The sequence below is a fragment of the Nostoc sp. genome, assembly GCF_036919555.1.
Taxonomy (GTDB): Bacteria; Cyanobacteriota; Cyanobacteriia; order Cyanobacteriales; family Nostocaceae; genus Nostoc.
The window spans coordinates 1-24418 of record NZ_JBALCS010000117.1 but is presented as its reverse complement, the minus strand read 5'-3'; the positions used below and the strand labels follow the sequence as shown (position 1 = coordinate 24418).

The 24418-nt window shown below is 40.3% G+C and carries 17 protein-coding genes and 1 pseudogene; 6 read left to right on the top strand and 12 right to left on the bottom strand.

Annotated features, from left to right (window positions below):
- Positions 1-7: 7 nt before the first annotated feature.
- A complete protein-coding gene (locus V7K36_RS31805; protein ID WP_335121798.1) occupies positions 8-172 on the bottom strand; it encodes a hypothetical protein in 165 nt (54 codons plus the stop codon).
- 146 nt (positions 173-318) lie between these two features.
- Complete coding sequence (gene rpsT / locus V7K36_RS31800) at positions 319-618, bottom strand: 30S ribosomal protein S20 (RefSeq protein WP_335121797.1); 300 nt, start codon at positions 616-618, stop codon at positions 319-321.
- A 715-nt stretch (positions 619-1333) separates the two neighbouring features.
- Here rpsT and hisD point away from each other — a divergent pair.
- The 3 genes from hisD to V7K36_RS31785 all read left to right on the top strand — a co-directional run bounded on the left by hisD (position 1334) and on the right by V7K36_RS31785 (position 4216).
- On the top strand, positions 1334-2635 hold the full coding sequence (gene hisD, locus V7K36_RS31795; protein ID WP_335121795.1) for a histidinol dehydrogenase: 1302 nt from the start codon (positions 1334-1336) through the stop codon (positions 2633-2635).
- Positions 2636-3183: 548 nt separating this feature from the next.
- Positions 3184-3609, top strand: a complete 426-nt coding sequence (locus tag V7K36_RS31790) for a universal stress protein (protein WP_335121794.1) — start codon at positions 3184-3186, stop codon at positions 3607-3609.
- Between the two features lie 19 nt (positions 3610-3628).
- Positions 3629-4216, top strand: a complete 588-nt coding sequence (locus V7K36_RS31785) for a Uma2 family endonuclease (protein WP_335121792.1) — start codon at positions 3629-3631, stop codon at positions 4214-4216.
- A gap of 473 nt (positions 4217-4689) precedes the next feature.
- On the opposite strand, the gene V7K36_RS31780 is transcribed toward V7K36_RS31785, so the two are convergent.
- Entirely contained in the window at positions 4690-4908 is a 219-nt protein-coding gene (locus V7K36_RS31780) for a hypothetical protein (RefSeq protein ID WP_335121791.1), read from the bottom strand.
- A 1686-nt stretch (positions 4909-6594) separates the two neighbouring features.
- Positions 6595-6789: a hypothetical protein gene (locus V7K36_RS31775; protein WP_335121789.1), complete on the bottom strand. Its 195-nt coding sequence runs from the start codon at positions 6787-6789 to the stop codon at positions 6595-6597.
- A gap of 1053 nt (positions 6790-7842) precedes the next feature.
- On the opposite strand from V7K36_RS31775, the gene V7K36_RS31770 reads away from it, so the two are divergent.
- Positions 7843-8457: a hypothetical protein gene (locus V7K36_RS31770; protein ID WP_334828440.1), complete on the top strand. Its 615-nt coding sequence runs from the start codon at positions 7843-7845 to the stop codon at positions 8455-8457.
- A gap of 61 nt (positions 8458-8518) precedes the next feature.
- On the opposite strand, the gene V7K36_RS31765 is transcribed toward V7K36_RS31770, so the two are convergent.
- The gene (locus V7K36_RS31765) at positions 8519-8905 is read right to left on the bottom strand and encodes a hypothetical protein (RefSeq protein WP_334828442.1); all 387 of its coding nucleotides are present in this window, start codon (positions 8903-8905) and stop codon (positions 8519-8521) included.
- Between the two features lie 174 nt (positions 8906-9079).
- On the opposite strand from V7K36_RS31765, the gene hslO reads away from it, so the two are divergent.
- Both hslO and V7K36_RS31755 read left to right on the top strand, forming a co-directional pair.
- The gene (gene hslO / locus V7K36_RS31760) at positions 9080-9985 is read left to right on the top strand and encodes an Hsp33 family molecular chaperone HslO (RefSeq protein ID WP_335121808.1); all 906 of its coding nucleotides are present in this window, start codon (positions 9080-9082) and stop codon (positions 9983-9985) included.
- 154 nt (positions 9986-10139) lie between these two features.
- Complete coding sequence (locus tag V7K36_RS31755; RefSeq protein ID WP_335121788.1) at positions 10140-12215, top strand: chromosome segregation ATPase; 2076 nt, start codon at positions 10140-10142, stop codon at positions 12213-12215.
- A gap of 109 nt (positions 12216-12324) precedes the next feature.
- On the opposite strand, the pseudogene V7K36_RS31750 reads toward V7K36_RS31755, so the two are convergent.
- From V7K36_RS31750 to V7K36_RS31720, 7 genes and pseudogenes are all read right to left on the bottom strand, one after another.
- Positions 12325-13203 (bottom strand): annotated as a pseudogene (locus V7K36_RS31750) (NAD(P)-dependent oxidoreductase).
- 486 nt (positions 13204-13689) lie between these two features.
- Positions 13690-14877: a class I SAM-dependent methyltransferase gene (locus V7K36_RS31745; protein WP_335121806.1), complete on the bottom strand. Its 1188-nt coding sequence runs from the start codon at positions 14875-14877 to the stop codon at positions 13690-13692.
- 285 nt (positions 14878-15162) lie between these two features.
- Positions 15163-15552: a VOC family protein gene (locus V7K36_RS31740; RefSeq protein WP_335121786.1), complete on the bottom strand. Its 390-nt coding sequence runs from the start codon at positions 15550-15552 to the stop codon at positions 15163-15165.
- Between the two features lie 180 nt (positions 15553-15732).
- On the bottom strand, positions 15733-16275 hold the full coding sequence (locus V7K36_RS31735; RefSeq protein ID WP_442948536.1) for a GAF domain-containing protein: 543 nt from the start codon (positions 16273-16275) through the stop codon (positions 15733-15735).
- Between the two features lie 218 nt (positions 16276-16493).
- Entirely contained in the window at positions 16494-17207 is a 714-nt protein-coding gene (locus V7K36_RS31730; RefSeq protein WP_335121784.1) for a hypothetical protein, read from the bottom strand.
- An 18-nt stretch (positions 17208-17225) separates the two neighbouring features.
- Positions 17226-19988 carry an Eco57I restriction-modification methylase domain-containing protein gene (locus V7K36_RS31725; protein WP_335121782.1) on the bottom strand — a complete coding sequence of 921 codons (2763 nt, stop codon included), beginning with the start codon at positions 19986-19988 and terminating at the stop codon, positions 17226-17228.
- A 702-nt stretch (positions 19989-20690) separates the two neighbouring features.
- Positions 20691-24122 (bottom strand): helicase-related protein, encoded by a 3432-nt coding sequence (locus V7K36_RS31720; RefSeq protein WP_335121781.1) that lies wholly within the window; start codon positions 24120-24122, stop codon positions 20691-20693.
- Between the last annotated feature and the right edge of the window lie 296 nt (positions 24123-24418).

Here is a 24418-nt window from a genome sequence, read left to right as displayed (position 1 = left end):
ACTTGTTTTAATTCGGCAGAGCCAATACTACTCGCTCATGGGGCAGCCCTGCGGTGGACGGGTTAAGAGGTATAGAGCAAGTGGCGTGGAAATCCTCAAGACTGTACTGGCTTGCCAGACGCTCGCAGACTCGCTCTAAGCGAACGCGAACAGCGTCTCTAAGAGTTGCCATGCCGTTAGTGCAGCCTCTCTAAGAGTTGGCTTTACGCTGCGCCATCGCCCTTGGCGTTTCACACTTCACACCACTTGCTACAACTTTGGGAAAGTTCGTAACGCACTGGCTCGCTGAGTCAGAAGAGCGCACTGGCTTGCCAATGACTATTCAGATGCTGTTTGAGTTAGGGGTTTTAGTTTATGAGCCAATCTCGACTTTTTCCTTGCCCCATTGTTGGGGTGAAGCACACCCCGTTTAATCGCTTTATCGATTTTGCCGTAAGCCTCGGATAACCGAGCCTCTACTTCTTGTTTTAATTCTGGGGTAGGACTAGCTGCATAGACAGCTACAGCATTCAGGTATTTCTTCATCAGCGTCTTGACTGCTGATTTGTAAGCTTTATTACGCAGTCGGTTACGTTCTGCGATTCCGGCACGCTTGAGAGCAGACTTTGTATTCGCCACAGTCAATTCCAAAAATACTATTAATATGTACACACACTACTAGACTTACTAATATAGCATCCAAATTGCCAATGTTATAATTTCCTCAAAAAAAATCTCTCATTGGGGAAAAATTTAGTGCCTAGTCCCCGCTCCTTAATCCCCAGTCCTTAATTTGGTGTGTCGTCAATTTAGGAAATGCGTTAAAATGAGGTACATCAAATAAAATAGTAGCCCTAACTCACCACCTGGTTAAGCAATGTGATTGCCAATATAATCTTTCCCCAAAACGGATGTATTGTCAAAGGCAAGGAACTGTAAACAGCTAAATTTCAGAGGTTTCAAAGTATAGAACCGATATATCGTGTATCTACACATGTTAACTACTAAAAGTTAGGAAAATAAGTAAAAATTATACTCAGATCCTACCCCCTGTAAATCCGGGGGACTAGATGTGCAAACACACTACCTGCACTAGAGCAAGGAGTGAGGGTAAGGGTATAAAGGTAGTGGTAAATGGCACGCCCACTTCCTACCGCTAGCCTGCCGAGGCTTGTGGGACTGAGCAATTAAGTCGCCTTCTCAAGCAAACAATGTGGTGGCAGCCTTGAGAGTATCAAAAAAATCCAGGTTAAGCTAGAGAAGAGAATTAGAGTCAGCTTCCACACCCCAGTTGGTCAAGAGCAATACTAAATCTCAGGTGTGAATATTATCATTTTGGCATTGTCCTTACTCCATGCTGCGAATCATTACTCAGCAGGCAGACGTCAGAGCAGAACTACAACGGATCTGTGATCGCACCCATGACGAACAGGTGCTTCACAAAGAAGCAACGGTGCGCGAAGTTTTGCAAGCAGTGAAGCGCCAAGGCGACAAAGCTGTATTGCATTACACAGCCGAATTTGACAAACAAACCCTAAAAGCAGAACAACTCCGAGTTACAGGCTCGGAACTGGATGCAGCCTATCAGCAGGTGTCAAAGGAGTTGTTGGGCGCAATTCGACTAGCTTGCCGCCAAATTGAAGCATTTCATCGTCAGCGAGTACCGAAAAGCTGGGTACACTTTGGCGACGATGAAATAGTGCTGGGCAAACGCTACACCCCCGTAGACCGAGCCGGGTTGTATGTGCCTGGTGGCCGCGCCGCCTATCCCAGTACAGTGCTGATGAATGCAATTCCGGCAAAGGTAGCTGCTGTACCCCATGTGGTAATGGTGACACCTCCTGGACTTGGTGGTGCAATTAATCCAGCAGTCTTGGTAGCTGCCCAAGAAGCAGGAGTACAAGAAATTTATCGCATTGGGGGCGCACAAGCGATCGCTGCTTTAGCCTATGGCACAGAAACGATTCCGAAAGTGAATGTGATTACTGGACCTGGTAACATTTATGTCACCCTAGCGAAAAAACTTGTCTATGGCACCGTCGGCATTGATTCTTTGGCAGGCCCCAGCGAAGTGCTGGTGATTGCCGATGAAACCGCAAATCCGGTGCATGTCGCTGCTGACTTGCTAGCCCAAGCCGAACACGATCCAATGGCTGCCGCCATTTTGCTGACGACGGATGCGGCTTTGGCGAAAAACGTGCAACTAGCCTTGGAAAGACAGCTAGTGGATCACCCACGGCGAATAGACACAGAAAAAGCGATCGCTCACTACGGCTTAATTGTCGTTGTGGAATCGCTCCAAGCAGCAGCGGAATTTTCAAATGAATTTGCCCCCGAACACCTGGAATTAGAAATCAAAGACCCTTGGGCACTATTACCACAGATTCGCCACGCTGGGGCAATCTTTTTGGGTTACTCAACACCAGAAGCTGTAGGAGACTATTTGGCAGGACCTAACCATATCTTGCCAACTTCTGGTGCTGCCCGCTATGCTTCGGCTTTAGGGGTTGAAACTTTCCTCAAACACTCCAGTATTATTCAATACTCCCAAACCGCACTGCAAAATGTGGCTGGTGCCATTGATGTGCTAGCAACAGCAGAGGGCTTACCTTCCCATGCTGATTCAGTCCGACGCCGAATTCAGCAAGAAGAGTGATTTGTAATGCTTAATTTTTCCCTACCTATACTGTTGGCAAAAGTCACTCGATAGATTAAGACTTAAAGTTTGGATGGAGATCGCGTGACTTTTGCTATCCTGACTTCAGCCGCGCTTTAAGCGTCCACTGGCATTGCCGACAGCATGTTGCTTCAAAAGTAGGGAATTGCCGAAGGGCAGTTCATTGGAAAGGAAAACCCTCTCCAATGAACTGGTGAAAAATTTCTCCAGACCAGTTGCTACAATGCACTAACGTTAAATTGGGGTGAAACCGACCGATGGCACAGCCTCGAATATATAGGAATCATATTTGATTTCTGAACAAAATTAGGTATTGTAGGGTGTGTTAGAACGAAGTTCGTAACGCACCATTATCAAGGCTTAGGTGCCGTACTCTCCTTGCTAACACACCCTACGTGTCTTTTCACGCAATCAAACCGGATTCCTATATAAACTAAGTAGGCAGATGGAAAATAAATTTAGTGTAGCTGCCAACAGATTTTGCTACATACTTATGTAAGGGGTCTACTCTTGAGGAGACGAGAGCAGTGCTAAACAATATTTTGGTAGCTCTGGATGGTTCGGAAATTTCAGAACGAGTAATTCAGATTTTAGATAATTTGGCGTTGTCAAAAGATGCCAAGGTTATCCTTTGTCATGTGTTTCCCACGCCAGAGTCAGAGATGGAACTACCTGCTGATCGTCCTCAGCCAGAGTCTCCAACATTTTCTTATTTTCATATTGAAAAACAGCTGCAATCTTATCAGGAAAAATTATCAGTCACAAGTGAGTTAGAGATGGTAACTGGTGATCCTGCCGAAGAGATTATTCGCCTTGCCAATATTTACAAAACTGACTTGATTATAATTGGCAGTCGTGGGTTGATTGGGATGAAGCGAATTGTCCAAGGTTCTGTTAGCAGTCAAGTTGTAGAAGAGGCTAATTGTTCGGTATTAGTCGTCAAACCAACGTAAAAATTTGTAACGGCAAGCAATGACTATAACCACCCCAAAACTAACCTTTGAGGAATACCTGAAATATGATGATGGTACTGATACCCGCTACGAATTGGTCAATGGAGAACTAATTCCTATGAGTCTAGGAAGTGGACAACATGGTGCTGTAACAGAATTTATCAATGTTTGTTTCCGAGCAGAAATTCTCCGGCTAAAGTTGGATTGGACTTCTAAACAAATGGTTATCGGTGTTCGTTCCCCCCGGGCTGGGAGATGGGATACATCAAGGATTCCAGATGTAGTTGTGATTCCATTACCTCAATGGCGAGAGTTGAGAAACCGAGAGGCAGTTATTGAACTCAACGAACCACCTCCGTTGTTGGTGGTGGAAGTCGTCAGTGAATCAACAAAGACCGTAGATTATCGAGCCAAGCGAGTTGAGTATAACGTTTTAAATATTTCAGAGTATTGGATTGTCGATCCATTAACGAGCAAAGTGACTGTCTTCACATTGATAGAAGAATTATACGAACCAGTAGAGTTTCTTGGTAATGAACGCATTCAATCTCAAATTTTTCCAGAGTTAGAATTAACAGCTGAACAAGTGTTAACAGCCGACAATTAAAAATAATTTAAGGATTTAAAAAATCTAATCCAATACATTGTGATAAAACCCAAAAAAATAGCAGGGTTTTATCCCTGCATACAGTAAGTAGCGCTTATTCCCTACTCGACTACTCAAAGATCACCAGTATTTTCCGAAAAAAGCCCTACAAATTCCGATTGACTGTGGCTATGAAACAACAGTCAATCGGAATTTGTTACGTTTGCTGAAGAAAAGTAGATAGGCAGAATAAACGTATGTTAGGATAGTTAGCGATATAGAAACCTCTAATTGCTGGTAGAATTAAGGCAATTATCAATTTAAGTTCCTGCAAAAGTAATTTAACCTGCGGCAACAGAGTAAATTATTTTAAAAGCGACGTTTTACTTCCCTCAATACACGGTTAACCGTGTATTGACGTTTATTGTTTACCTTGTACTAAACTTCATAATGTTTGCCTATGACAATAAGTTTTCTACTCTTCGGTAGTACTGTTATTTGATATTTCCTGCATTTGCAACTGCAACTTGTCCATTAAATAGGTTTCCATTTCGATTTCCACCTCCGTTTCCACCTCCCACAGCTATATTTACGGGAATAGCAATAGCGGTATTGCCAATGGAGACCTTATCATTGTTGAAGCTACGATTAATACCACCAGAGAGGTTTGCTTCTTCGTTGGTGCTTAATGGAATAAACAATGTGCTTTCCATGATTTGAGTTTTCCTTTGATTGTGGGGATTAAAATAACGTCACATTTAAAGTAACAAATATAGTATTTGTATATCTTGTAACTTTTTTGCGTCGTTAGGAGTATTATACGGTTTTTGCTTAATTGGTCAAGCAACTAATTGTTTAAGAAATATGTATTACACGTCTTCATCAAAAATATTACATAGTAAGGATTTATACAAAGTTAATTAAAAATAAGTTTGAATTTATCAAGAAATCGTTGGCGTCAACATCAATATATATTGATATAAACATGGCGTTCTAAAAACTTAATTTTGTTAAAAAAATCTAGTAATTTAAATTTATTTAAGTATTAATACTGGTAAATTAACCAAATGCAGAGAATTTAAAGATATAATCAAGCAAACCAAACAACTTTTTTATACGATTCGTGATTAAATAACTTTATAAAACTCCAAACTGTGATTTTGATTTTTGAACAAGTCTTTTTACATAAAAATACGGCTTTTTTAATTATTTTATACAACACTAAATTTTAGATATATAACTTATTTTGATAGAAAAACTCGTAACTTTGCTTAATTATTAATTAATTTTAAAAAAGCTTTATTTTAAAAGTACAAATTTGTTGAAAGTAAATAAAGAAAAGATAAATTTTAGATATAAATTATAAAGATTTGATGCTCAAACTAAAGTGTGCTAGTTGCTATATAAAACCTAGCTGTATATAACCTTAATATTTACATACTCATACATACAGGCAAGGCACTTATCAGTAATAAAAGCAAAAGCCATCGTTTTCGCCCTGGAGGGCGAAAACGCAAAATCATGGGAGTTTTGCAAAAAAGCTTATTTAAACAGCAATACCTTCGCCAATTTACGAGGCTTGGGAATTGTTCAGTCGATTTGTTCAATGTTAGTTGTAAAACCAAGGTAGAATTTGCAACACGGAGCATCAAAAATCTTAAACTGCGTAGGTTGGGGAGCCACTGCGCCCTTGAGGTTTTCTGACTTGAAGCAAGTGGCGTTTGAGGAACGAAACCCAACATTTTCGGGGGTTTGTTGGGTTTCACTTCGTTCAACCCAACCTCCGATTATCCTTAACCCAAGCGTATTGGCTTATAGTGCATATCTCAACAGAGAAAATATCGGTAATTTTGGTATGTTCACCTTACTTATTACAAACAAATAGACAGACTTGCTTATCCGTTTGGAGTAAGTTCTGTAAAAAGAGTTTCGTTATCGTTCACAAATTACTAGATTGTGATGAATCTGGGTAATTTCTCAAATAGCAACCGTTACTTCCCTACTCAAGGTGAGCAGTATGTTTAGTGAAAAACACCACTTAAGTTTATCAACAGTTGCCTACTAGCAACCGTTGATAGACTTTGTGAAGTTTGTTGAAGAAAAGTATGTGGGGAAGAATAAACGTATGCTAAGATAATTGCTATAAACAAATAGCTAATAGCTTGGCAGAGTTAAGTAAATTAGCAATTAAGGCAGGCGCAAAAGTAACTTAACCTGGTAAAACAGGATAGTTTATTTAAGAGCCTTTATCCTAGTAAAGACGCTGTTGCTAGTGTCTTTGCGTTTATTCTTTCCCTAACTTATACTAAACCTCAGAAAATTAATTATTGCCCTAATAGGGTAATTGAACGGCTGGGCTACCAGATCCGCAAGTTCTGCCCGTAACAGAGTCAACTTCGCTAAATGTTTGCGATGGCATCGCCGCCAGTTCCGCCCGCTCCGGCATCTCCGCCAATAAATTGAATTACAGAGTTAATTATAAAGACTGTAAAAGAGAATTTTTTAGCAGCCGCCTTCTGGGAGCTTTTCTTCTTGCCACCAGAGACATTTGCTTCTTCGTCGGCGGTTAATGTAGTGAACAATGTGCTTTCCATAATCTTAGTTCTCGCTTGATTGTGGTGATTAAAGTTACGTCACTCCAAAGTAATAGATATAAACGTAAAAGAGTATATTTAGTAACTTGTTTGTGCCGTTAGAAGTATTATACGGCTCTTGCTAAATAGGTCAAGCAATTATTTTTTTAATAAAGAAAAATATATTAGACCTCTTCCTCTTCAGCAAAGATATTACATAGTTAGCATTTATACAAATTTAATTAAAAATAAGTTTTTATTTGTCAAAAAATCGCAGATATCAATATATATTGATATAAATATGTCGATCTAAAAGCTTAATTTTGTTTTTCCAAAAACATATAAATGAAACTTATTACGTGTTAATACCGATAAAGTAACGAAAATTACCAGAATTAAAGATATAGTCAAGCAAACCAAACAACATTTTTTATACTAATTTGTACTTAAATAAATTTCTCAAACTCAAAACTGGGATTCTGCATTTTTGAATAAGTATTTTTATGTAAAAAATATTTTTTTATAATTATTTAATACAACAAAAAGTCTATGATGTATAAGTTATAGTAATATAAAAAGTTTTAACTTTGTTTAATTATTTATTAATTTGAAAAAAGCTTTATTAACGCCGTGTGCAACTTATTCTTAGAACCCCTCTCCAAACCTCTCCCCCACAGGGAGCTACGGTGTATACACAAGTCCTAAAATCCTTGCCTGGTAAGATACAAGCCTTAATGGGCAAGGTTTTGATTTGATCAAGTTGATTATCAATAGTGTCAGATTATTGATAGAGGCATAACGGAAAATCAAGGATTTTAAAAATAATTTTCCGTTCTTTTCTGTCCATTTGATTGCCAACTAGACTTGTGTATACACGGTAGTCCCCACAGGGAGAGAGGCTTTGATTCTTGCTCCCCAACGCTAGTAGGGAAGGGGTTGGGGGTTAGGTTTGAGAGAAAGTTGCACACGGCGTTTTATAAGGAGAGGGAAGCTAGAAACAGGATGAAGTTTTGCATTTTATTTAATCCACGTTCCTTACTATAAAATAGGAGGAGAAATTTGGCTTAGATTTTTATGAGTTCCCGCCGCATTCTCCAAGTTGGTGAATCTTATACTTTTAGCCGATATTTTGAATTGCCTTTCACGATTGATGATATCTTAGCCGAATTAAATTGCACTATTGAAAGGAAAACTCTAACATTACCTGAATCATCAGAGATTTTAGACATCCAATTTTTACAGCAGCAACTTCGGCGTAATTTCTCTCATATTGATTTAGTTAATGAAACTACTAGACGCGAAGCTTTAATTGGTCCAATTTTGTTTGAAGTATGCGATTTAACTAATCAGAGACTCAATATAGAATATTCTATTGCTGTCAACGACTATCTGAAAGGGACTCTCGACTACTATATTGCAGCACCTCAAAATTTATTAGTCATCGAGGCCAAACAATCAGATTTAGTTAGAGGATTTACTCAACTCGCTGTTGAATTAATCGCACTTGACCAATGGACTAAATCCACATCTGAACTTCTATATGGAGCAGTTACGACTGGTGAAGACTGGCGTTTTGGAGTTTACCATCGTGCGAATCGTCAGGTGACTCAAGACCAGAAACGCTATCAAGTTCCAGAAGATTTATCAGTGCTTATAAAAATTATTGTAGGTATTATTTCTGGTTCATAAACTGGGGATTGGGGACGCAAAGAATAACTAATGCCCCATGCCCAATCCCTGTTCAGTCGATTCAACGCTCTTGAGTTGCTAAAAATTGACGCAAGCTCAATAAACTTAGGGTTTGACCCAAATTCAAGGGCAAAATTGAAACTCCTTCCAAGCGAGATTGTACCCAACCTTCTCCCCAGTACCATTCGTGGAACCCGTCAATGCCTCCACTAAGTAGCAAACGGAGACAGTTGGATTTTACAACGTCTACTTGATGATGAATCGGGACTGGCCCAGTCCAGGTAGTAAACTGGAATCCGGGAAGTAGTTCTTCTGGCATTCCTGGCGCAAAGCGTTGCCCTAAGAGCCATTTTTCTAGTTGCACCGGATGCAGCAGACTGTCACGAATTGCATTAGTTGATGCTTCGATTTCGATCCGCAGTTGGCTTTGTTGAAAATTACCCAGCATTTTTCTAAGATTGCCTAAAGGTGAGACATCGCTATTTCTAATATTGCAAATAAACTGCTGTCATTAGTCCTTTGTCCTTTGCAAAAAAACTAATGACCAATGACCAATGACTTTTCTCGCAGCAGAGAACTTAGAATAGAAAATGTGAACTTGTTAAGAAATGTAAGGTTATTCATGGCGGATCAGTTAATTCGTGCAACAGCAGCCGAAGGTGGAATTCGTGCCGTAGGTGTGATCACCACACGTTTAACAGAAGAAGCACGGGGACGCCATAAGCTTTCCTATGTGGCAACAGCAGCACTAGGTCGGACTATGGCAGCAGGCTTGTTAATGGCTTCTGGTATGAAGCGAACTGGGTCGAGGGTTAATGTCCGAGTCAAGGGTGATGGGCCTTTGGGTGGCATATTGGTAGACGCTGGCTTAGATGGTACGGTACGCGGGTATGTCGGGAATCCATCTGTAGAATTGCCTCCCAATGCCAAAGGTAAGCTAGACGTTGGTGGTGCAGTTGGTGGCGGCTACCTCTACATTGTGCGGGATATCGGTTATGGTTATCCCTACTCTAGTACAGTTGAACTAGTTTCTGGGGAAATTGGCGATGATGTGGCTCATTATCTGGTGAATTCCGAACAAACACCTTCAGCTTTAGTTTTAGGTGTGTTTGTGGGAGCAGGTGGAGTAACTGCGGCTGGAGGATTACTGGTGCAAATATTACCCAAAGCTGCCAGAGACGAAGCCCTAGTAGAAATATTGGAATCGCGGGTTGCTGGTCTAGCAGGATTTACACCATTGTTGCAAGCTGGGAAGACTTTGACTGAAATCTTTAGCGACTTGTTAGGAGATATGGGGCTGGCAATCTTTCCCGAACGGCAAATGCTGCGTTTCCACTGTGGTTGTTCTTTCGATCGCGTTTTGAGGGCACTGAAGATGTTGGGAGAAGTCGAACTGCAAGATATGATTATTAAGGATGATGGTGCTGAAGCAACTTGCGACTTTTGCGGCAGCGTTTACCAGGCAAGTAGCGATCACTTAGCTCAACTCATTGCCGATTTGCAAGCTGAATCTACTGTTTCAGGATAAAGTATAAAATAACACTGATTTTTGAGATTCTTAATGGTATTCTGTGGAGAGAGATAATCAAAAAAGTAGCTTTTTAATTACGAGAAAGTTACTATGGCAACAATGGAATTATCAAGCTAAAACAGAGCGCTATTCAATTATTTTGGTGTGAGAGATGACAGAGCGGGATATTCCAGACAGTTGGTCTTCAGCCAGTGGAAAAAAGCCAGATCAAAACAAAAGATTATCCCGAACGGAACAATTCGGTGAAACTCAACCATTTGATGTCCCAGCTACTGGTTCTACCTCCAAGTCAGTGAAGCGGCGAAAAAAAAACGATACGCAAGGATTACCTATAAATAGTCATTCAGAAGAAACTACCCAACTCAGTAAAAGTTCTGGGAAATGGCCACACTGGATGAGAAGCTGGGTATTGTGGTCAGTACTGCTAATGTTAATTCCCGGCAGTGTCGGATTCTTGGCAATGGCAATGCTGCTGAAGTTGCCAGCTGCCCCTAATTGTCCCTCGATTTTCTGGCCTCTAGCTAGTGCTTCTGTGCGGCTGCACTGCGCTCAGTTGGCGGCTTCTAAAGAGACAGTGAACGACCTATTGCAAGCGATCGCTCTGGTGAAGCAACTACCACAAAATCACCCGTTGCATGGAGAAATTGATCGTTTCATCGAAGAATGGTCACGCGATATTTTGAAATTAGCTGATCAAAGTTTCCAAACTGGGAATTTAGATGAAGCGATCGCTACTGCTGAGAAAATACCCCAAGATGTGGTGGCTTATAAATTAGTCAATGAGCAAATTGGCAAATGGCAGTCGATTTGGTCAAAGGCAGAAGCTACATACAACGGTGCGATCGCCGAAGTAAAGGAACGGCACTGGCAATCGGCATTCATGTTATCCGCCAAAATGCTGCGCCTAGACAATCAGTACTGGGCGAGTACTAAATACGACCAATTGAATCGTCTAATTGCCACCGCGCGGGAAGATGGCGATAAGTTAGGAAAAGCTGAAAACTTAGCAAGTAGTAAAGTAGTCGATAATTTACTAGAAGCAATCAACCTAGCCGAGTCGATTGAGCAGCAAAGTTACCTTTACGAAAAAGCTCAGTCAGCGATTCCGGCATTTGGACGCAAAATGCTGGAATTGGCACAGGCAAAACTAGACAAGCGGGATGCCGATGAGGCGCTGAATATTGCCAGACAAATACCGGAAAGTACGAAACTACAAGCCGAAACAGATGACTTTATCGCCATAGCTGACGCCAAAAGAAGTGCTTGGATAGGTAATGTTTCTGGTTTAGAGGCTGCGATCGCCCAAGCACAACAAATTGATTCCACAAGACCAGTGTATAACGAAGCACAGCAGCTGATTGCTCGTTGGCAGTTGGAAATTGAAGATGTTGCCAATCTAGAAAAAGCGAGAATATTGGCTAGTCAAGGAACAGTCCCTAATTTAACAGCAGCGATCGCCCAAGTGGAACTCATCCCTGCTAGTAATCCCAGAGGCACAGAAGCTAGGCAAGAGATAGGTCGCTGGCGTGGCCAAGTAGAGACAATTGAAGACCAACCTTACTTAGACCGCGCCGAACAGATCGCGGTATTTGAGGATATTAACTCCTTGCAAGCTGCGATCGCTCAGGCCAGCGAAATCCGTAGAGGTCGTGCATTATATCCAGAAGCACAGAAAAAAGTTCGGACTTGGATTGGAAAGATTCAGCGAATTCAAGACCAACCCTACTTGGATCAAGCCCAAGAACTGGCTCAGAGTGGAAATCTCACCGCCGCCATTGGCGCAGCTCAACAAATTGCCTCGTCGGGAAGGGCGCTTTCTGGGGAAGCACAATCTGCCATAAATGATTGGGAAGGTCAAATCCGCACCAAAGAAAACTGGAAAAAAGCTCAGGAAGTGGGGGCGGCTGGTACGCCAGAAGCCTTAGTTGAGGCAATACGGCTGGCAGATAAGGTTTCAAACAATAGCATCTTACGTATGGATGCGAATCAGGCTATTGACCAGTGGAGTCAGCAATTGTTAGAAATAGCCCGCTCTCAAGGTCAGTCTGATATTGCCAGAGGGATTGAGATTGCCAAATCGATTCCACGCAGTAGTGCTGCTTACAGTACGGCGCAAGAGCAAATTAAGGCTTGGCAGCAATTTCTCAATCCACAACCGCAACCGGAACCTCAGCCTCAGCTTGAGTCTCCACAATTGCCACCATCAACGACTATTAATGGTCAGTAATATCCTTATTAACGATTAAAACCTTTTGATTCGGCATTTTCAAAGTGTATTAGGACTTACGCAAAACGACACGGTGTAGGGGCAATTCATGAATTGCCCCGACAAAAATTTATTCTCCGATCCCTTCTCCCCATTCCTTAATTACAGAAAATAGTGATGAGTAATCATCATCACCAAATGACATTTTCACGGCTGTTTGCAAGATTTGCCGCACACCTTTAATACTGCTGAGATCCAAACTCAGAGATTTCGCTTCCGAGATAAACAATTCTGTATCTTTGAGCAAGTGTTTTGTGGGGAAATTGGGATCAGCATAATTGCCATCCAACATCCGTTGTAGTTTTTTGTCAAAAGTAGGTGCGTAGAGTGGACTGTCGCGCAATATTTGCATAAACACATCCACATCGACACCCTGACGCTGGATAAAAGCCAGACTCAGAGCAAAGCTAGTTGTTAGGGAAGCTATTAGTTGATTTAGTGCCAATTTAAGCGCCGCCGCAGATCCCACGGGTCCGATAAGTAAAGGTTCTGTGCCAAAATGTTCTAGTAACTTCAAGTGGCATTCATATTGTTCTGGTTCGGCGCCTACCATAACACTCAATTTACCAGCTTTTGCTTCCGGGATACTCCCTAATACTGGTGCTTATAAATACTCACCACCACCTGCAACAACTGCATCTCTAATTTCCTGGCTTTCTGTGGGAGTAATTGTTCCCATTTGGATGATCGTGCGCCCTTCTAGAGTTTGCCAAGCCGTATCTGAAAGCAAGACATTATAAATGGCCGAGGCATTAGTAAGCATGAGGATTACGCACTCAGCAGCACGAATGGCGTGGCGGGGATGTGTGACAATTTCAGCCCCAGCTGCTTGTAGTGGTGCTAATTTTTCTGGGGTGCGATTGTAGGCAACTAGCTGTATATCTGCGGCTAATAACCTTTGAGCCATTGGTAGTCCCATTAGTCCAGTTCCCAGAAATGCCACCTTCATTTTTCATATTCCTTTGGTACAGCGTCAAACAATTTTGGATTTTGGATTTTAGATTGACCCCAGGGCTATTTCATTCTCATCTAGTCTGCCTCAGAATGAATTCTGAGTCTAATAGCACTCATTCGTCTAAAGACGACTAACAAAAGGTTATAGTCCGTTTTAACGGACTTTAGCTAAAAGCCTGTGAACTTCAGTTCTGGGCGGTTTCTGTCTAGAACGAAATAGCCCTGGATTGACCCCAGCAATCAAGTCACTGGCTCTGTCATTTAAGTTTCTCTACTCCCCACTCCCTACTCCCTACTCCCTAACTTTGCCAATCAACCACCAGCAGCAAAAGTCGCCATAATTATCACTGAAAGTAAAATACCTGGAGTCAGTAAGGTTACTAGCATTAAAAGGTCGTGAGTAGTCATAATTATTACTTTTGTAGTGTGTTTAACTTTACAGTAATCACTGTTATGCTATTTTAACTTTTAAAATTTACCTTTACTCTGGCAGGGTCAATCCTTTTAGTGGTTGAGAAATTTCTGTCTTGTCCAGACCTTTACTCTGAACTAGGACTCCAAAGCCGCCTAGTCCTGTGGGATCTAGAAGCTGGTGTAGTGCTTCCCGCCGCTTTAGTAACTGCGAGAGGGGTTGTTGTTGATCAGAAAGGGCAGCAATGCGTTCGCCTAACCCCAACGCCATCAAAAATAATCCCTGCTGAATAAAACCAACATTCTTTAAATTGCACTTCTGTCCCTGGCGTTCCAAAGCTGTAAAGTCAACATGGGCAGTGATATCTTGTCTTCCAATATTGATATAGGGGTTGTCATGGAAACGGTGATGATAATAACACTGTAGCGTTCCTTGCGATCGCCTGGGATTATAATAACGACTTGCGGGGTAGCCATAATCAATTGTTAACACATAGCCGCGCTGCAAGCGGTCTGCTACTATACTCAACCAGTCTAGAGCAGCTAAATTAATTTCACTGCAATAGCCATCTGGATATGCACTTTGGGTAAAGTCCATTTCCACTAAGTCTAAATATTCAGCCAGATGGGGCGTTGAAGGTTCTCCTGTGACTTCTACAAATGATGGGCATGGAGCATTGGTTTCTTTTTCATTATTATTTGTTGTCACATAAATTTCTCGTAGTTCTCCTGTTTTTAGAATGAATTGATGCACGGGAAATGCGTCTACTAACTCATTAGAAAAAAAGCAGCCGACGATCGCATTCGGTGGTATATCCTCTAGATTGCACCAACGTACAGGCAAATCTTGCAAACGTTGCTGCTGTTCTTGTGTTAAAGTTGGGGACTTTTCAACAATGATGTACTCCAGCGCCGTAAAAAAATCTGGGTAGCGTAGCTGATGATATTTGAGGATATGCAATGCCAGAAATCCTTGACCTGCTCCCATTTCTACCAGAGAAAAGGGTACAGGTTTTCCTAAAATCTCCCACATTTGCAAAAATTGTTCTGCTAGTAACTCGCCAAAGTCAGCACAGAGGTTGGGAGAAGTGAAAAAATCACCACCCTGAAAGCCAATTTTGACTGCATCGCTAGAATAGTAGCCATGCTCAGGGTGGTATAATACCATATCCATGAATTCAGCAAAAGTAATTCGTTGTTGAGGATTAGTGGTAATGTGATTTGCGATCGCTGTACACAGCAAAGCATTGGAATCCATAAAATTTTTCATTGTCGTATTAACCTATCTAGCCCGCCTCAGAATGAATTCTGAGTCTAATAGCACTCATTCGTCTAAAGACGACTGAGAAAAGGTTATAGTCCGTTTTAACAGACTTTAGCTAAAAGCCTGGAAACTTTAGTTCTGGGCGGTTTATGCCTAGAACGAAATAGCCAATTTGCTAACTAGTACAGCACGGCGTAAATAAACCACAAATTTGAAATGTCTAAAATCCTTACGTAATGGTAATTACGAATTACGAATTACGAATTACGCGAAGCGGTACTAGCCACTCACCAACGACACCAGCACACCATTAAGATCGCGGACACGAGCAATTGTTTGTTCCCCATGCTGGGTTTTAGGGGCATCTAATGCTTTTGCGCCTGCCCCTATTGCTCTCATATAAGCGCTGCCAACATCAGGAGTGATAAATGATATCTGGATTAATGCTGGTGGTTGTGTAGCATCGTTGGGATGAAAACCGCCAGGAAATAACTTTTGTGCTTCACTACTGGAGGAGAAAGCTAATGTCGTGTTTCCGGTTTCGATTTCAGCCCAGACAGATTGCCCCCTATCCTGGAGAGAGCGACGAACTAGACCAAAAGCTTTTTCATAAAACTCAACCGTCTTAACTACATCCTCTACCCAAATGACCGTGTAACCAAATTTCACAGTTTTTTCTCCTGATTATAAAAATTAGTGTTGGCAAGAGCCAGGGCGAATATAATTCGCGGCTATACAAACAAAGTCCGCAGAGGCGGACTAAGGAAAAATTCAGGTTTTCTAACCCAGGTCGGTGGGTTTTGTCTGTGTAGACGCGGTTTCTAACCGCCCTTTTAACTAAACGCCTTTTTAACTTTCTAGTATGTAAGGGGCTGTTGCGAGAGTTTGCGCCCCTGTTTGCATCATTTCTATATCTGATGGCGACCAATAATGAGGACTTTCGCAGTGATGTGCTGCTAGCAATCCCCATAATCCTCTGGGAATCAAAATTGGTACAACTAAGTTGGCACGAACCTGCATATTGCGGAGAAAATCTCGGTGACAAGGGTGGATTGGCTCTAATTGAATATCAGCGATCGCCCTTACCCGTCCTGCCAAGTATAAAGCAGCATACTCATCATTAAAACAATCATCTGGTCCAGTGGAACCAAGTATTGAGAATTCTTTAGAACTCAAAGATTCAAAAGTCACCTGTCCTTGCCACTGTCCATAAAAATAATACAACACCACCCGATCAACCTGAAGCGATTCTCTGAGTTGATTAGTTGTTTGCCGGACTAACTCATCGCGCTGCATTGTTCTGACAAGGCGATCGAGCAAATTTTGCAAACCCTGTTCACGGCGATCGCAGTTCGGGTTAAAATCTGAGTGATAATTAATTTGCACAGTCATATAATTACAACTAAGTAAATACTGTTAAATTTATCTAGTAATTTATTAGACCTTATATAAACACATTCTTGAATTTATACCAGCAATTCATTTTTTCTAACATAACATTAAAACCTCACCCCGTCCTAACAAACATCCCTCTCCTTACTATCCCTCTCCTTAATAAGGAGAGGGACAGGTTTTGCGTAGCATAACCAGGGTGAGGTTTTCTTCTGCTATTAGATAGATGCTAATATTTTTGATTCTCCAAACATTGGGGCAAAACTACGGTAAGCTGACAAAGCTGCGTCCTTAACGATCGCATTCACAATCGGAAATGTCGTGAGGATGTAGCTAAATTCATCTTCAGTTAAGCCGTAAAGGTGTGCTATCATCCCATCGAGTTCGGCGCGGAGTTTGGCGCGTTCTGTTTCGTCGGTAACGCCTTGTTGATGGGAAACTAGACCGACTTCTTGCGCGAGTTCGTCAAATTCTGGTGTGGTGCAGATGAGTTTGGCGGCGCGTTGTACAATATCGTTAAAGTAGCGATCGTTTTTTGTTAAACGTGGAACGGGCATTTGATATATATAAAATATTGTTAGATTTTGGCTAATCCTTTGCCGAATGCCATAGTCAAACACAAAAGAGTTTAAACAAGCCGTAGCAAATAAAATTTCAGCTTCACTAATAAATTGTTCTATTTGTGAATTTTCTTTATTAAAAATGATGCTAGCATTCATCGAATGACCGAAAAAAACCTTTGGAGGTAGTACAGATGCTATTAAAGACCTCTCGTTTGTACTAGCTGCTACAGAACGATAAACCAATCTATACATTTCATAATTTAATTTTTGATACTCATCTTTATGACGACCGAATAAAGCTTTTCTCCCTTCCTGTTCATCTACCCAAAATCTCGGTTCGGTATATAAGTGAGTAAATTGATGAATCATTTTACCTTCATACAGTGGTCATCTATTCTTTGAATATGACTTAAATAAATTCTTATCATCAGTCATGTGGAATTCACGGCTTAAAGAAAGATTCCACTTATCCTTAATTTTCTCACCCAGTAATGGGAACTTAGTCATTTTTTCAGAAATATGGAAGTCTCTTTCATTTTTAAACTCCACTACTGAAAGTGAGTCAGGTGATAAACGCCGTATAAGCTCAATACTTATTGATATACTATCGTTGCTTGGAAATCTTTGTAATTCTCCAACATCATGACGCATAAAAGCAGCAGAAAATTTTTCAGTTTCACCGCCTTTTTCAAAAGTAAGAACAACAAATTTAAAACGGCTATCAACACCTTCAAAAATTGTTTTGCGGTTTTCAAAGCAGAATAGCCCAGTCACCTTACTCTTACTAAATAACATTTCACGTAATTGTTTGGCTCCTAAGTCATTATAAAAACTACTAGGAATAACAATACCGCATTCAGCACCAGGATGTAATAAGTTAAAACATTGCTCTAAAAAAAGTTTGTACAAATTAATATCTGTTGTCTTTGACTTATTACCATTAACAATAGAAATTTGGTTTTGATATTGCTTAGATGAACGATAATAAAGATTTACATGAGGAAACCTGCTTTTGTATTCCAACCATGCGGTTGCAATTTCTTTATCTTGCAACAGCTTGTCCTTGGCTTCTTCAAAAGTATGTATATCCATCTTCTTCTTCGTCACCAAATCATTATATTGGGCGAAGAACTCTTTTGCATCTGGTTTAAAAGCTTCCCAAGGTGGATTAGTGATAATTGCATCAAAACCGCCGCGTTCTAAAACCTTGTCAAAATGATAACCCCAGTGAAACGGCTTCAAAGCTGCAATATCCTCAACCTTCAAAACACGCTTCTGTGATTTTCCAGTTAACTGAACCTCCTCATACTTAATACCCAAACGCTTACTAAACTCATCCAACAGCAAAAGATTTAACTTTTCTTGTGATTTACTGTTTAGTTGTTCAATACTTCTGCGTAGATGTCTGAAGCACGTATCTTTAGGTGTATCTGTATGAGGTAAATTTTGAGGTAAAAAGGCATATTCTTTGTAAATTTTAATTGATTTATTCTTCTCTTCTAATATTTTTTTGTAATTATCGGCTGCTAAAGACTGTAAAAGATTACCTTGTAGCGAATTTCCAACTGTATCAAACGCTGTTTCATCAACTTTGATTAACCCAATCAGCGAATTACCTGCCATTATATTAAAATCAATATTCGGTAACGGTTCTAATTCATCGACATTCTTAGCAGAAGAAACCAAGGCTAAAAAAAGACGCAGTTTAGCAATTTCCGTTGCTTCCTCCATGATGTCTATACCATAGAGATTATCCCTAATAATGCGCTTTCTGATAAAATATTCTATGGAAAGATGCTCGGTTTTTTCAGTTTTTAACCAGTCCTTTAATTTTTTATCCCCCTGTAATTCGATTGTCCCAATAATAGCAGCATATATAAAAATTAACGTCTTCATGGCTGCTATGAGAAAAGCACCAGAACCGCAAGCTGGGTCAAGGATTGATAAGTTAGGAAGAATCTTTTCTATTAGTAAACGACAAATATTTGCATCCAGCTTGATCAGAAGTTCATTGATATCCTCAAATGGCTTATACTTATCAGATAGCGCATCATTTACGCGGTCTACAATTAACTTGTGGATAGTTCTATCACAGAGATATTCTGTAATCTGCGGTCTAGTATAATACGCGCCAAAAGCTTTTTGATTAATATATTTTTCAAAAATGTACCCTAAGACATCGGGATTTATTTCATCATCTTTACCTTTCGGCGTATCATCTAGATTCCAAGAATAACGCCCAAATAAATCTAAAACTTGCTCAAACGCCTCATCAACTATAGAAATATCATATTTATCTTCAATCTGATGCTTGAGAAATAGTCCACCATTCAGGTATTTAACCTTTCCTACCAATTCTTGTACAGATAAATCGCGTTCAAACTCAGGTTTAGCAAAGCTTTCAAAAAACAAAGCCTTGAGAAATTCAGCATAAAAATGATTTTCAGCTTTTTGTTTGCTTTGTTCTAGCTTATTTTGAAGATAATTTAAATCCTCATTATCAATAAAACCCTTACGCTGGAGAAAATAAACAAACATCAGGCGATTCAGAATTACGGATGTGTACCAACGTCTATCTGTCTCATTATCAATTCCTTTAACAAACAGCAAAAACTTCTGGTGTTGCTCTTGAAATTCCTTGTAAAACTTCTTAGTTACTGGCTCAACATCAAAGCCGCGTTGTAATTTATAGGCAATTTCGACAACAGTCGGTTCCCCATGTTCTAATTCAGTAATATCAATGACTAAAGAACCAAGTTTGCTTAAAAATAAGTCTCCTGGTTGACCTTTGACATATAAATGGTCACGAACAAAGTTTTTATTTCCTTCTCGTTTCACCCAATACCAAAGACTACGCGTGCGTTCTTGGGTAATAAAAATTAGGAGATTTTCAGCTATTAGTTTAGTAATTTCTTGATGAATAGCCCCTCTAACTTTAGCCTCTGGTATTTTCCCATCTGCTGCGGTGACTTCATAGATTGCAACACCTGAAAGTTCAGCAATTCTCTGATATTGATACGATTTATTCTGAATCTTTAAGGTAACAGTTTTTCGGCTTGAAGGTTGCGACCAACCTAATTCTTGTATAAACAAATCATTAAATTGAAAGTTATAAAGTAAATCGCGTGTCTGTTTAAAATTAAGTGACATAATTTACCCTAGATTTTTCGGAAAAGAAAAACCAAGCATGGTAAACTTGCCACTCAGAAAAGAAATCAGTGACTCTAAAAATTAAATCCGCCAGTGCAGACTTTAAGAAACCCTATTTATACGAGTTAAATTTTTAACCATGCTTTTTATCCTTTATAAATCCTTTATCTTTAATTAAGGCTCAGAGATATTACTGAAAAGTTATTTGAGCGTCGATTTTATTTGTGCATCTGCGATTTTTAATTGTCAGGTATATTTGCTGATTACTTTATCAAAATGCGTAATTGCTTTATCAAAATACCTAATTACTTTCACAAAATACTGAAATGCTTTCACAAAATGACATTTGACTTACTCCAAATGACATTTGACTTACTCATTTTGGTGTATTCCGCAAGCAAAATGACGTTTTACTTATTCATTGTTAGTAAATAAGTCGGCGAGAATAAATCAAATTACAAAATTTAAGCTTAAACCCCTTTAAAACCTCGTTTCATAGCCTCTGGCTGGAAACGCTCCTCATTGCGGCTCTGCCGCGAGTCAGGGAGGCGGAGCCTCAAAATAGGCATTCCCAGTCGGAGACTGAGAACTAGGTAAAACACTTGCCGTGCCTCCGCAGGTTAAAAGCCCTTAATTTTTTCTTAGTCCACGAAGGTGGACTTTGTTTGTGTAGCCGCGAATTCTATTCGCCCAATACTTTTACTAATTACGAAATAATCCCAAAGAACAAATAATCTGAGGTTCTCGTTTATCCATTTCTTCAGTCACAATACACAAACGGTCATCTATCCGTAGTGACACCACTAACTCAGCCAGCTGCTGATTATTAATACCGCTTCTCAGTTGACGGTTGAGAGTATCAATGGCTGATTGTCGTAAAGGATAACGGTAAATTTCATCAATTACTTTTAAAAGTTCTTCACTAACAAATAGTGTTCCTTTCATATCTTGAACATAACCCTTCAGTCGTTCATAAGTGCGGAATCTTGCACCTGCTGGTCGCCCCAATTGACCGCCGGCATTTTTCTCTTCTTCAGCAATCAATTCAGCACCCTTTTTCACTAACTCGTGATGCTGTTCATCTCTGGGTATCGCTGGGGTAGATTCTTCACATGCCGCCACCCGAAGAACAGCTAATTGTGATTGAGTAACGCTGTTACCATCGCGGTCAACATAAATCAAAGAATCATTTCCGTCAGTGGTTTTCATATAAAGCAACACCCCTTCTGGTTGCACAGGTTGGGGAGTATGGGCGCGAGTAGAATAAACCACATTTTCCATTTCCTCAATCGTTTTTTTCAAACCAGGATTAGCATCAGTAGCTTTTTTCCAGATTTGAAATGCTTCCGAAGTCAAGTCTACTTCTGTATCTTCTTCACCATCTAAAACTCCAGATTTCTCGTTGTAGAGGTCGAGAATTACTCGTGCATCATCATCTTCAAAAAAAGCTTCATCAGTTCCTACCACTTCCGCATTTTCTTGCAGTCGTTTGCGGAGTCGTCCCCGCAAATCAATAATCCGTTCTACTCCCTCAGCTGGTAAAAAAGAATAACAAAGAATTTGGTCAGCATTTTGTCCAATACGGTCTACCCTTCCTGCACGTTGAATTAAACGAATAATCGCCCAAGGTAAATCCCAATTGACGATAATTGCACAGTCTTGCAAATTATGACCTTCACTCAAAACATCAGTGGCGATTAAAACCCGCAACTCATCTGATGATGAAATTTGCCCCCGTTTTCCATTACTCACAGGGCTAAATCTTCCCGTCATTACTGTCGGGTCTTTAGATTGACCTGTCACCCCTGCTAAATTAGTAATATTACTCGACTGCAAATTGTCTGTAAGGTAGCGGACTGTATCAGCAAACTGGGTGAAAATTAGTACTTTATCTTTGGCGTGAGTTTTTGTTAGTAGTTTTATTAAAGCAGCAAGTTTTTCATCTGTTTGATAATTCCACTCGCCACAATTTTGCAGCACATTAATCAGTGCTTTAGCATCCTCTAGCAAATCCCGTTTAAGTTTTTTAATATCAAAAAATGTAGAAGGCAACCACTTAAATCGTCGTTGATATCGGGTTGTGTATTCTTGATAAATTGACTCTCCTCTTTGACGAAAAACTTTTTCTGTTTTAGATGGCTTATCATTCTCGTTAAAAAATGGAGTTTCTTCTCCCTCCTCTCTTTCTACTTGTAGCAAATTAGTAGAGTCATCTTCTTCCATTTCTGTATCAAACAAAGCTGCTGCCACAGAATCGGCATCTTCATCATTATTACTTGTATCTAATAACTCAGCATCTTGAGTTCCAATCGGAATATCAAGCCCTTGCTCTAAGGCATATAAATAAATAAAGTTTCGTAAAATATGGCGCTCAATTGATTGAATAAAAACAACGCCACTACTTTCTAAACGTTTAAACAAATTCGTCCGAGAAAAACCCATTAACCTTCTACCGCCACGAAACAAACTATTAATCAAACGTTGCTCGGTGTCTGTAGGCGGCTGTTTGGGTTGAGCAATAACGTAATTTCCTAGCCCATAACGAGGTAAATTAAGTTGATTAATTAAATCAACTACTAACTCCGAGTAAAGATGAGAATAAGAGCCAGTATTAGAACCTTCTAGAGTAAACTTGAGACTGCGAGGTAGACGCTGGGGAAAATAAGAATGTCTGCCATCAGCAAATTCTAAATATTTCCGCCCTGTTTTATCTGTGTGGGCATAATTATCTTTAATAAAAGAGCGAGTCCGTCGCACCATGTAGCGCTTCATCAATTCTCGCCAGTCATCAGGATGTTCACTTTTCTCAAAGGCAGCTAAGGAACGCACAGAACATTGATGCTTTCTAATAAACTCTAATTCTCCGATAGAACTGCCACCAAGTTGATTAATTAAAGCTTCTGGCCTTAACCCTAAATGCTGGTCTTCTGGCACAAATAGCCGGAGTTGGGCTGAAAGGTCAAGATAACTTTTATTGTAAGGAGTAGCAGATAATAAAATACATTTGCTTTCGTTAGCAGCAATATATTCTGTAATGGCTCGATAACGTTTGCCTTCGCGGTTACGTAAGTTGTGACTTTCATCAATTAACACAACTCGGTAACGGCGAAGTTTTGGTAACTTATATTGTACTTGACTAATTGACATAACTTCGGCAAGTAGCCGATAATTATTTACATATTCTTGCCACATTGGGACTAAATTTTTCGGGCAAAGAATCAATGTTTCTAAATAACAATCTTCTTGTAATATCTTAGCAAGGGCGGTTCCAACTAAAGTTTTACCCAAACCGACTACATCCCCCACTAACACGCCACCACGCCTAGTTACATGACGTGCTGCTAGCTGCACTGCGGCTTTTTGGAAGTCAAATAAGTTATTAAATTCGCGGGGGATACGAAATTCTGAAAGTCCGGCGATCGCTTCATGGGATAAATGGTAAGCTATCTTCAGGTAGATGTAGTAAGGTGAGATTGACTCATCTCTGGCCCAACTCCGATCAATAATCTCTGCCAATTCTTGAGATATATCTACACAACCATAATCTTGCCAGCGATCGCTAAACCACTTTTGCAGTTTATTGCAAGCATCATGATCTAAAATATCAACATTTAACTCCCCTTGTTTCGCCAATCCTGGAAGAGTTAAATTACTACTACCCAAGAATCCCACAGTTGGAGTATTGGGATCATTGCGATGCACAAGATATAATTTAGCATGAAGGGCATGGCGCAGAAACAGTTTAATAATTAGTTTCTGACTTTTTAGCTGATGACTTAACCGCCGCAACCCCGCTTCATCCTGATTAGTTGGCGCACCGATAGCCAACTGCTGGCGAAATTCCGAGGCCATGCGTTTTTTCAACCGCACGATGGCACTATTATCAATCCCTCCATCACCACTACCAAGGGTAAATGCCGCATGAACTTCATCACTGGGTAAACTTTGCATCCCGATTAGCAAACGGCAACAAGCCTTTTCACTACCAACATACTGTTCAATCAAATCATCAATTTTTCGCCAACCTCTGAGGTTAAAGTAGCCAACGCAAAAATCTGCCCGATGAGAGACTTTAAGAGTCTCTCGCAAAATCGGTAGCAGTTTTAAATCAATGTTGTCAAAAATCCGGGGCATTATTTAAAACTCTTAAAAAGAGAGCATTTATAAATATTTCGTACCTATGTTATAGCGTTTCTCGGCCTTTATGAGGTACAAGAACCCCACCCCCAACCCCCTCCCCGTAAGCGAGGAGGGGGCTATGATGTACCTCACCCCGATAAAGAATAAGCTTTATCTCCCCTCTCCTTACTAAGGAGAGGGGTTGGGGGTGAGGTTTTAAACCTACATTCCGCAGGTTGCTCAACAAAGTAGATAATATTTCTGACAAGCAGAACCAAGAAACTGTAGTATAAACTGTCGTTCATGAGTGA